The sequence below is a fragment of the Dietzia sp. IBK-p2-16D genome (assembly GCF_057773085.1).
The window spans coordinates 76347-86728 of record NZ_JBYMTL010000009.1 but is presented as its reverse complement, the minus strand read 5'-3'; the positions used below and the strand labels follow the sequence as shown (position 1 = coordinate 86728).

Genomic DNA, 10382 nt, shown 5'->3' with positions numbered 1-10382 from the left:
TGTCACCGATGTCCTTAGGCAGAACTGTCACCGATGTCCTTAGACATCACACATCCGGCGGAGGGTGTGCTGCCGGTATGTACGCACAGGCCCCGAATCGATGCTTCCCGTCGACCGGCAGGAGGCCGACCGGTGGAAGCTCGACCGCCGAGCCTCTAGCGTGTGGGTCCCAGTCGATCGAGAGGTGCGAAGATGACCAACGCCCGACCGTCAGACCCTGATCCCGCCCAGAGCCCGGACGTGGACAACACCGGTTCCGCGCCAGCGGGAATCACCCCGGATTCCGACTCCACCTCGATGCAGTCGGACAGCGCCACCGAGAAGCAGAGCCCGACGCAGCGGCAGAGCCCGACACCTCAGCCCGGCAACAAGGGCGCCGTCGTGTGGATCGTGGTCATCGCCGTCGTGGTCCTCCTTCTGGTGGTCGGGCTCGTGGGCTACGCGTTCGAAGTGTTCTAGAGCGATGCCTGCCTCCTTCGACACCGTGATCATCGGGGCGGGCAATGCCGGGGTCTCCCTGGCCGCTCGCCTCCAGCGCGACGGCGTACGCGGCATCGCGCTCATCGACCCCAGCCCGGTCCACCGCTACCGGCCGATGCTCAACTACGCCGCGGCGGGGCAGGCCCGCATGTCCCGCTACGAGCGGCCCATGGCGACGGTCGTCCCGGACGGGGTTGAACTCATCCCGCACGCGGCGACCCGCGTCGATCCGGACGCCCGGACCGTCACACTCGAGAGCGGCGCGTCCGTCAGTTACAGCGACCTCGTCCTGTGCCCCGGGCTCACCCCGCACTGGGACGACATCCCGGGACTGCAGGACGCCTTCGTCGACGGCTGGGCGGTGTCGGCCCACGTACCCGAGTACGCCGGCCGCGCGTGTGCCGCCCTGGTCCGCGAGCGCGAGGGGACCGTGGTGTTCTCGGTGCCGCCCGAGCCCGCGTCCTGTGGCGGGACGGTACTCAAGGCGATGTTCCTGGCGTGCGACCGGTGGCGGCGCAAGGAGGTCCTCGACCGGATCGACGTGCACCTGGTGACCCCGTTCGGAGGGCTGCTCGGACTGGAGGAGATCGACGCGCGGCTGCAACCGTTCATCGAGGACTACGGCATCACCGTCCACGCGAACACGCGCGTGGCCGCCGTCGACCACCGGGCCAGAACCGTTTCGCTGGACGGCCCGGCCCCGGTGACGCTCGAGCAGGTCAACCTGGCCTACGTCACCCCGCACAGCCGCACCCCCCGGTTCGTCGCCCAGTCGGAGCTGGCGACATCCGAGGCCTCCGCACTCGTCGACGTGGACCCCCGCACCCTGCGGCACGCCCGATTCGAGACCGTGTGGGGCCTCGGGGACGCCGCGACTGTCGGCACTCGCCCGTCCGGTGGTGCGTTGCGCGACCAGGTCGCGGTGGTCGCGGAGAATCTGCGCGCCGCCCGCGAGGGTGGAGCCCTGACGGAGTACGACGGCTACACCGTCATCCCCGTGGCCGTGAGCAGGAACCGACTGGTGCTCGACGAGCACGACCGGGACGGCCGGCCCGCCCCGTCGGTGCGCGGGATCGACCTCACGGTCCCCAGGCGGATGACCTACGTGTTCGACCGGTTCGTCCAGCCCGTCGTGTACTTCCGCAAGCTGCTACGCGGACGCGTTTGACCCGGTGACAGGCGCCGTCGCCGCGCCGGTCGCCTCCCCGGCCTGGACGTGGTCTCCCCCGGCCCCGGCCTGGAGGCGGTCTCCCCCGGCCCAGGCAGGGGCCTCGTGGGATCCGATCCCGGCGCGCAACGCTGCCTCGACCATGTCGTAGAGGTGGGCGACGACTTTCTCGAACTCGCTGTTGACCACGGTGTTCCGCGCGTCCCGGCGATCCTCGTAGACCGCGAGCGCGCCGGTGAACATCTGGGTCGCCAGGTCTATACGCTCGAACGCCACCCGTCGCGGCAGGTGGGAGCACACGTCCATGAGGCGGACCACCACGTCGTCGGTGGCGGTGCGCAGCTGCGCCTCCGGGATGCCGGGGGCCATGACCGGTCCGACCCGCTGCAGGAACCGCGCGTAGTAGGTGGACTCGGGCTGAGCCCGGAGCAGGTCGACGATCGGCTCGAAGAGAACCCGCACCAGTGACGTGAGGTCGGCACCCAGACCCTGCTCGTCGATCTCCACGAGTCGCTGCTGGCGGACCGCGTCTAGGGCGGTCAACCGACGGCGCAGCACCTGCAGGATGAGGCCGTCGCGGCTGCCGAAGTGGTACTGCACCGCCGAGTTGTTGCGCTGCCCCGCGGCGGTGGCGACATCGCGCATCGAGACCCTGTCCAGGCCCCGTTGGCCGATCAACTCCTCGGCGATCTCGATCATCGCCGTCTTGGCGTCCTTCGTCGGGATGGCACCGTCGGCCGGAACACCACTCATCACGTCCATCGTGCTCCTTCCGCTACGCGCCCATTGTCCACGCACCCGCCCCATTTCTGATCCGCCACGTGTGCGGGGACTCAGATCTTGGCGGCTCCGGGGCTCCACTTGCGGCCCGCCGCCTCGCCGAGCTGGTTGAAACTCAGCACGGTGAGGAAGAGGACGAACGCGGGGATCCCCACGAGGGCGGGGTACCTCTCGAAGTCCGGCTGGCCGGCGCTGATCATGTTGCCCCAGGTCGGTTCGGGTCGCGGGATGCTCAGTCCCAGGTAGCTCAGCGACGCCTCCGCGACGATCAGCACCGCCACGAGCATGAAGCTGTAGGACAGCACCGGCGCCACGATGTTCGGAGCGACCTCGCGAAGCATGATCCGGGTCTCGCCGGCACCGAGCGAGCGGGCGGCGGTGACGAACTCACGGCCGGCGAAGCTCATCGCGTTGGCGCGGACGAGCCGCGCAAAGGACGGCACCACCATGATCCCCAGCGCCAGGGTGACGTTGACCAGGGTCGGCTCGAGGACCGTGACGATCGCGATGAGCAGGATGAGCGACGGGAACGCCAGCAGGACGTCGCTGATGACGGAGACGATCCGGTCTGCCCAGCCGCCCTTGTAGCCGGCCACCAACCCCAGTGCGCCGCCGATGAGTGCGCCGATGACGACGCCACCGATGCCCACGACGATGGAGACGCGGGCCCCGTAGAGCAGACCGCCGAGGACGTCGAGGCCCTGACGATCGGTGCCGAGGGGGTGCGCCGTGAACAGGTCCGCGGGGAGCAGGGACCGGGTGGTCAGCGCGAACTGCGGGTCACGCGCCTCGGCGAGCGGCAGGAAGTCGACGACCAACGCTCCGAGGACGATGAGGACGGTCCAGCCCAGGGCCAGCAGGGTGCCGACCCCGGAGAGCTTCGGCAGGCGGCGCCGCCGACGGACGGGCGCCACCGCGCCGGCCGCGCCGGCCGCGCCGGCCGCGCCGGCCGCGGTGGCCGCGGTGGCGCTCGTGGCCGAGCCCGTGTCGGTGGCGCTGGTGGCCGTGTCGGTGGGCGTAGCGGTAGCGGTGGAACGGGTCGGGTCGATGTCAGCCACGGCGGATCCTCGGGTCGATGAGTGCGTAGGTGACGTCCACGGTCATGTTGACCACGACGTAGAAGACGGCGATGACGATCACGCCGCCGAGCACCACGGGAAGGTTGTCGTTCTGGACGGCGTCGACGATCATGCTGCCCATCCCGGGCAGGTTGAACAGTCGCTCGACGACCACCGTGCCGCCGATGAGGCGGCCGAGGCTGATGCCGGCGAGGGTGATGATCGAGACCGTCGACGGCCGCAGGGCCTCTCTGACCAGGACGTGGCCGGTGGGCATGCCCTTGGCGCGCGCCGAGAGGACGAAGTCCTGCTGCAGGGTCGAGATCATGTCGGTTCGCAGGACGCGGGTGAAGATCGCCACCTCCATCAGCGCGAGGGTGAGCGCGGGCAGGGCGATGCTGCGCAGGTTCTCCCCCAGCCCCTCGGCCAACGGCACGTAACCCTGGCGCGGGAACTCGGGGAGGAGGAGCGCGATCGACGCGAGCACCCCGCCCACCACGAGACCGGCGATGAGGGACCGACCCCACATGACCCCGGGGGCTCCGGGCCCGCCCCGTCGGCCCAGCGGCGACAGAGCCACCACGAGCCCGACCACGACGGCGACGCCGAGGATGAGCTGCTGCGCGAACGAGTGATTGAACACCAGCAGGTAGATCAACAGCAGACCGGCCACGAAGCTGGGGACCGAGATGAACGCGAACGCGACGACCGAGGCGACCCGGTCGAACACTCCGCCGCGGCGGTAGGCCGACCACACCGCGACCGGCACCGCGATCGCCAGCGACAGGATGATCGACAGGAACGCGAGCTGGAGGGTCACCGGCAGGGCGTTGCCGATCATCTCGGTGACCGGCTGGTTGGGGGGGATCAGGGAGTTGCCGAGATCCGCGGACGCCATGCTGCCGGCCCAGTCCGCGAATCGGGTCGCCAGTGGCTCGTCGAGACCCAGCTCCTCCCGGGCCGCCTGGTACTGCTCCGCGGTCGCGCCCGGCCCCACGGCGGACGCCGCGGAGTCCCCGGGAACGGCCTCCATCAGGAAGAACGCGCCGATGGTGGCGAGTATGACGACGACGGCCGCGTGCAGAGCGCGTTCGCCAATGAACCTGAGCACGTGGGGAGTCCCCTTCGTCTGAGTCACCGCCTGAGGCGGTTTCTTAATTGTCTTGACGTGGACACACTATGCCGTGATACTCGTCACAGCAACACGTTCTAAGCCGTTGTCTTAGACCCCCGTCCGAGACACCACACCCAGGAGGCAGCCATCGCCGCCGCAGCACCCAGCGCGCACGGGTCACCGGACCCTGACCTGCTGCTCGAGGTCCGCGACCTCCGCACCCACATCGACACCCCCGACGGTCGCATCACTCCCGTCGACGGCGTCGACATCTCCCTGCGACGCGGTGAGACGATCGGGATCGTGGGCGAGTCGGGTTCCGGCAAGTCGATGCTCGTCCGGTCGATCATGGGCATCGCACCGACCACGGCCCGGGTCGACCCGGCCTCGACGGTCCGCTTCGACGGCCGGGATGTGCTGTCCCTGTCCCAGCGGCAGGCACAGAAGTTCTGGGGACGCGAGATCGCCATGGTCTTCCAGGACCCGCTGACCTCGCTCAACCCGATCCGGACGATCGGCCGTCAGATCACCGACCCGCTGCGACACCACCTGGGACTGAGCCGCCGCGAGGCCACAGACCGGGCGGTCGAGATGCTGACGCGGGTGCGCATCCCCTCTCCCCGTGCCCGACTCTCCGAGTACCCGCACCAGCTCTCGGGCGGCATGCGCCAGCGCGTCGGCATCGCGATCGCACTGTCCTGCTCCCCCAAGTTGCTCATCGCCGACGAGCCCACCACCGCGCTCGACGTGACGGTGCAGCACGAGATCCTCGACCTGCTGCACGGACTGCAGGCCGACTCCGACATGGCGATGATCCTCGTCAGCCACGACCTCGCGGTGGTCTCGCAGCACACCGACCGGATCGGTGTCATGTACGCCGGCCGGTTCCTCGAGGTGGGTGACACGCGGGCCCTGCTCGACGAGCCCGCGCACCCGTACACCGGCGCGCTGCTCGACTCGATCCCGCGGCCGGACCTGCCGCCGCACACCCTGCTCACCGTGATCGAGGGACGCCCGCCCAATCTGCGCGAGATGCCCGCGGGCTGCCGGTTCGCTCCCCGCTGCCCGCGCGTGGCCGACGACTGCCTCGCCGTGGACCCGCCGCTCGAGGACCTGGCGACCACGCCGGGCGTGATGCCGCGGTTCGCCGACCCCGATGCCGGTATCCGCAGCACCGAAGTCCACCGAGCCGCGTGCCACCACCCGCTCGTCCCCGCCACTGCCAGCACACCCAGCGAGGCATCATGACCGTCCCCTCGAACGACCTCACCGGTTCGGCCGGGTCGGAGACCGCGGGCCGTCCGGCGGAAGCCGACCTCGTCGTCGTCGACACCGGGGCTGCCGACACCGACGCCGTCGACAAACTCGTGGTCGACGGCGTGACCGTCGAGTACCACACCCGCAAGGGCACGGTCCACGCCGTCTCGGACGTCTCCCTCACCGTCCCCCGGGGCTCCACACTGGCCCTGGTCGGCGAGTCCGGCTGCGGCAAGTCCAGCCTCGGGCGGGCCATGCTGCAGCTGCCCCGCCCCTCGTCCGGACGCGTCATGGTCGACGACACCGACCTGTGTTCGCTGTCCGGGGCGGCCCTGACCCGCGCCCGCAGGATGATCCAGATGGTGTTCCAGGACCCCGTCTCCTCGCTCAACCCGCGCCGCAAGGTCCGCGACATCGTGGCCGAGGGGCTGGAGATCCAGAGCGTCGACGGCGGTCGCGAGGAGATCCGGCGCCGTGTGGACGCCGCCCTCGAGGCGGTCGGCCTGGACCCCGAGCACGCCGGCGGCCGGCGCCCGTCCGAGTTCTCCGGCGGGCAGTGCCAGCGCATCGCCCTGGCCCGCGCCCTCGTACTGGAGCCCGAGGTGCTGGTCTGCGACGAGCCCGTCTCCGCACTCGACGTCTCCGTCCAGGCGCAGATCCTCAACCTGCTCGAGGAGATGAAGGAGCGCTACCACCTGACGATGGTCTTCATCTCCCACGACCTGTCGGTCGTCCACAACATCGCCGACCGCGTGGCGGTGATGTACCTCGGCACGGTGTGCGAGGTCGCCGACACCGAGTCGCTGTACCGGGCCCCGGCCCACCCGTACACGATGCTGCTCATCTCGTCCGCGCCGACGCTCGGCGGGACGCTCGCCGACACGCTCGGCGAGGACTCCATCACCGCGACCAGCTCCGAGCTGCCCTCGCCCCTGAACCCCCCGTCCGGATGCAGATTCCGAACCCGGTGCCCACTGGCCACCGACATCTGCGCCACCGACCGTCCTCCCTTGGTCGACATCGCGCCCGGCCACCAGGTCGCGTGCCACCACCCTCTCCAGGAGAATCGATGAAGCGCACCACCAGCGCCCTGGCCGTACTCGCGGCCGCCGCCCTGACCCTGTCCGCATGCGGCGGCGGGGAGGAGTCCACCTCCGCCTCCGGCGGCGCCGAGGGTCAGGCCCCCGACCAGTCCGAGCGGTGCACCGAGGACCTCGCCGGCGGCACGATCACCGTGGGCGAATTCTCCATGCTCCCGTCCTTCGCCCCCGGTCAGGGCCAGTACGGTGTCCGCGGCGGAGCCCAGTCGGCCGCCGTCTACGACCGGCTCATGGTGTGGAACCCCGAGGCCGAGGAGTTCGAGCCCAAGCTCGCCGAGTCCCTCGAGGCCAACGACGACAACACCGTCTGGACCATGACGCTGCGCGACGGCGTCACCTTCTCCAACGGCGACCCCCTCACCGCGGACGACGTCGCGTTCACGGTCGGCCTGCACAAGGACCCCGCCACCCGGTCGGTCGCGATGACCGAGGCCATGCAGATCTCCGACGTCCGCGTGGTGGACCCGCTCACCGTCGAGTTCACCCTCGCCGACCCGTGGGCCGGGTTCCCCATCACGCTCGCCGGCACCGTCGGAGAGGTCATCCCCCAGGACGCCTACGAGGCCGCCGATCCGCGGGACTGGGCGCGTAACCCGATCGGCGCCGGCGCGTTCACTGTCGCCAACTACGTCCCCGACCAGGAGACGGTCCTCGAGCCCAACCCGGACTACTACGGCGGCCCCGTCTGCCCCACCCTGAAGTTCATCCGCATCCCCGGCTCCCAGGGCACCTACGACGCCTTCCAGACCGGGGAGCTCCAGGTGGCCTTCCTGCGTGGCGCCAAGTTCATGAACATGGCCACGTCCGACGACGTCCGCGGCTTCGAGGAGATCATCAGCTCCGGCTCGGTGATCAACATGAACTCGGGCAAGGCCGGCTACGACGGCATCCTCACCGACGTCCGCGCCCGCCAGGCCGTGGCAGCCGCCATGGACCGCGACCTGTGGAACCAGCGCCTGTACGACGGCGAGGGTCAGGCGACCTCCGCCCTGATCGCCGAATCCTCCCGACTGTTCGACGGCCAGGAGGGCCCGGCGTACGACGTCGAGAAGGCCAAGGCGCTCGTGGCGGAACTCAAGGCCGACCGCCCGGACTGGGACGGTTCCCTGCGGATGCTCATCTCCGACGGTCCCGAAAACATCGAGGCGGGCGTGGTGGCCAAGGCCCTGCTGGACGCGGCCGGGTTCGACGTCCGGATCGACAACGCCCCGGTCTCCCAGGTCACCGCGCGTCAGTTCACCGGTGACTACGAGATCGTGATCGGTGGCCTGGCCACCTCGGACGCCGACCCGGCGGCCGCGTTCGCCAGCGGCATGCTCCCGACCGGCGCGACCAACCTCACCGGCATCGACGACCCCGAGCTCACCGCCGCGGTCAACGACCTCAAGGCCGCCGGTGACCTCGACGCCCAGAAGGAGGCGCTCACACGCCTGCAGGAGGTCTTCAACGAGGTGCAGCCGTTCACCGTGATGGCCAACGCCGAGCAGTACGTGGCCGTCTCCGACACGGTCGGCGGACTCACCCCGACCCTGTCCTCGACCGTCCTCTACGACGGGGCCTTCGTGAAGGAGTGACCGTCACGGGGGTGTCAGTCACGGAGTGACCACTCCCCCCGCGGCCCCGACGGGCCGCCCCCGCACCACATCGACGTGCCCCGGGCTCTCGCCCACCGGTGAGAACCCGGGGCACCTCTCTGCCGACAACACCGACACACGTCGGGCCGACCGGCCCGCCGCCCCTCACCACCAGGAGAAAAGATGACCCGCGCCACCAGCGCACTGGCCGTCCTCGCCGCGACCACTCTCGCCCTCACCGCCTGTGGAGGCGGCGGAGCCGATCCCACCGCATCGGCCTCCGGGGCCACCGCGCCGGACCAATCCGAGCGCTGCACAGCCGACCGGGCCGGCGGCACCATCACCATGGGCGAGTACGCCATGCTCCCGTCCTTCGCGCCCGGCCAGGGCCAGTTCGGCGTCCGCGGGGCCACCGAGTCCGCCGCCGTCTACGACCGTCTCATGCGGTGGAACCCCGAGGCCGCGGAGTTCGAGCCCAAGCTGGCCGAGTCCCTGGAGTCCGCCGAGGACAACACCGTGTGGACGCTCACGCTCCGCGACGGCGTCACCTTCTCCAACGGCGATCCGCTCACCGCTGAGGACGTGGCGTTCACGATCGACCTCCACAAGGACCCGAAGACCGTCTCCAACGCGATGACCGACGCGCAGCAGGTCGAGTCGACCCGCATCGTGGACCCGCTGACCGTGGAGTTCACGTTGGCCGAGCCGTGGGCCGGCTTCCCGATCCTGCTGGCCGGGACCGCGGGAGAGGTGATCCCCAAGGACGCCTACGAGGCCGCGGACCCCGCCCAGTGGGCCCGCAACCCGATCGGTGCCGGCGCGTTCACGGTCTCCGAGTACATCCCGGACCAGGAGCTCGTGCTGGAGCCCAACCCGGACTACTACGGCGGGCCCGTCTGCCCCACCCTGGAGTTCATCCGCATCCCCGGCTCGCAGGGTACCTACGAGGCGTTCCAGACCGGCGAGGTCCAGGTGGGGTTCCTGCGTGGCGCCAAGACCGTCACCGCCGCCCAGGACGCCGGCGAGCGGGGCTTCGAGACCATCACCAGCGCCGGCTCCATCGTCAACCTCAACGCCGGTAACGCGGGCTACGATGGCGTCCTCACCGACGAGCGGGCCCGTCAGGCGTTCGCCATGGCACTCGACCGGGAGCTCATCGATCAGCGCCTGACCGGCGGTCTCGGCCAGCCCACCTCCGCCATCATCGCGGAGTCCTCGCGCTTCTACGACGGGCAGCAGGGCCCCGAGTTCGACGTCGAGCAGGCGACCGCCCTCATCGACGAGGTCAAGGCCGACCGACCCGACTGGAACGGCGAGCTCACCCTGCTCGTGGCGGACAGCCCGGAGAACATGGAGTCCGGCGTGGCCGTCAAGGCACTGCTCGATGCGGCCGGCTTCGACGTCACCATCCAGAGCCAGCCCGTCGCCCAGGTCGTCGCCCGGCAGTTCACCGGCGACTATGAGGCCGTCATCGGCGGACTGTCCCCCTCGGACGCCGACCCGGCCTCCACCTTCGCCAGCGCCATGACGCCCGGTGGCTCACTCAACATCCCGGGCGTCGACGACCCCGAGCTCACCGAGGCCGTGACCGCGTTCAAGGCCGCCGGAGACCTCGAGGCGCAGAAGGCCGCCGCGACCGACCTGCAGGAGGTCTACAACCGGGTCGTGCCGTTCGCGGTGCTGGCCAACGCGCAGGAGTACGTGGTGGTCGACGACTCCGTCAAGGGCGTCTCGCCGAGCCTGTACTCCACGATGTTCTTCGACGGGGCGTTCGTCCAGGAGTGACCGCGCGGGCGGCCCGCCTCTCGAACGCCGGCGGCCCCGGATCCCGGAGACATCTCCACGGGATCC

At 70.3% G+C, this 10382-nt stretch carries 9 protein-coding genes; 6 read left to right on the top strand and 3 right to left on the bottom strand.

Annotated elements, in window-relative coordinates; translation table 11 throughout:
* Positions 1-192 precede the first annotated feature (192 nt).
* Positions 193-459 carry a hypothetical protein gene (locus AC3DE3_RS16655; RefSeq protein WP_488370753.1) on the top strand — a complete coding sequence of 89 codons (267 nt, stop codon included), beginning with the start codon at positions 193-195 and terminating at the stop codon, positions 457-459.
* Positions 460-463: 4 nt separating this feature from the next.
* Positions 464-1648, top strand: coding sequence for an NAD(P)/FAD-dependent oxidoreductase (locus AC3DE3_RS16650; RefSeq protein ID WP_488370752.1), 1185 nt, complete (start codon positions 464-466; stop codon positions 1646-1648).
* On the opposite strand, the gene AC3DE3_RS16645 is transcribed toward AC3DE3_RS16650, so the two are convergent.
* The 3 genes from AC3DE3_RS16645 to AC3DE3_RS16635 all read right to left on the bottom strand — a co-directional run bounded on the left by AC3DE3_RS16645 (position 1631) and on the right by AC3DE3_RS16635 (position 4597).
* The gene (locus AC3DE3_RS16645) at positions 1631-2410 is read right to left on the bottom strand and encodes a TetR/AcrR family transcriptional regulator (RefSeq protein ID WP_488370751.1); all 780 of its coding nucleotides are present in this window, start codon (positions 2408-2410) and stop codon (positions 1631-1633) included. The two genes, AC3DE3_RS16650 and AC3DE3_RS16645, sit on opposite strands and share 18 nt — an antisense overlap.
* Before the next feature lie 71 nt (positions 2411-2481).
* A complete protein-coding gene (locus AC3DE3_RS16640) occupies positions 2482-3486 on the bottom strand; it encodes an ABC transporter permease (protein ID WP_488370750.1) in 1005 nt (334 codons plus the stop codon).
* Positions 3479-4597 (bottom strand): ABC transporter permease, encoded by a 1119-nt coding sequence (locus AC3DE3_RS16635; RefSeq protein ID WP_260488612.1) that lies wholly within the window; start codon positions 4595-4597, stop codon positions 3479-3481. Before AC3DE3_RS16635 ends, AC3DE3_RS16640 begins: the two co-directional genes overlap by 8 nt.
* Before the next feature lie 150 nt (positions 4598-4747).
* Here AC3DE3_RS16635 and AC3DE3_RS16630 point away from each other — a divergent pair, with 150 nt between their 5' ends.
* The 4 genes from AC3DE3_RS16630 to AC3DE3_RS16615 all read left to right on the top strand — a co-directional run bounded on the left by AC3DE3_RS16630 (position 4748) and on the right by AC3DE3_RS16615 (position 10316).
* The gene (locus AC3DE3_RS16630) at positions 4748-5848 is read left to right on the top strand and encodes an ABC transporter ATP-binding protein (protein WP_488370755.1); all 1101 of its coding nucleotides are present in this window, start codon (positions 4748-4750) and stop codon (positions 5846-5848) included.
* Positions 5845-6930 (top strand): ABC transporter ATP-binding protein, encoded by a 1086-nt coding sequence (locus tag AC3DE3_RS16625; protein ID WP_488370749.1) that lies wholly within the window; start codon positions 5845-5847, stop codon positions 6928-6930. The genes AC3DE3_RS16630 and AC3DE3_RS16625 overlap by 4 nt, the downstream gene beginning before the upstream one ends.
* Positions 6927-8531 carry an ABC transporter substrate-binding protein gene (locus tag AC3DE3_RS16620; RefSeq protein WP_488370748.1) on the top strand — a complete coding sequence of 535 codons (1605 nt, stop codon included), beginning with the start codon at positions 6927-6929 and terminating at the stop codon, positions 8529-8531. Before AC3DE3_RS16625 ends, AC3DE3_RS16620 begins: the two co-directional genes overlap by 4 nt.
* A 183-nt stretch (positions 8532-8714) precedes the next feature.
* The gene (locus AC3DE3_RS16615; protein ID WP_488370747.1) at positions 8715-10316 is read left to right on the top strand and encodes an ABC transporter substrate-binding protein; all 1602 of its coding nucleotides are present in this window, start codon (positions 8715-8717) and stop codon (positions 10314-10316) included.
* Positions 10317-10382 lie beyond the last annotated feature (66 nt).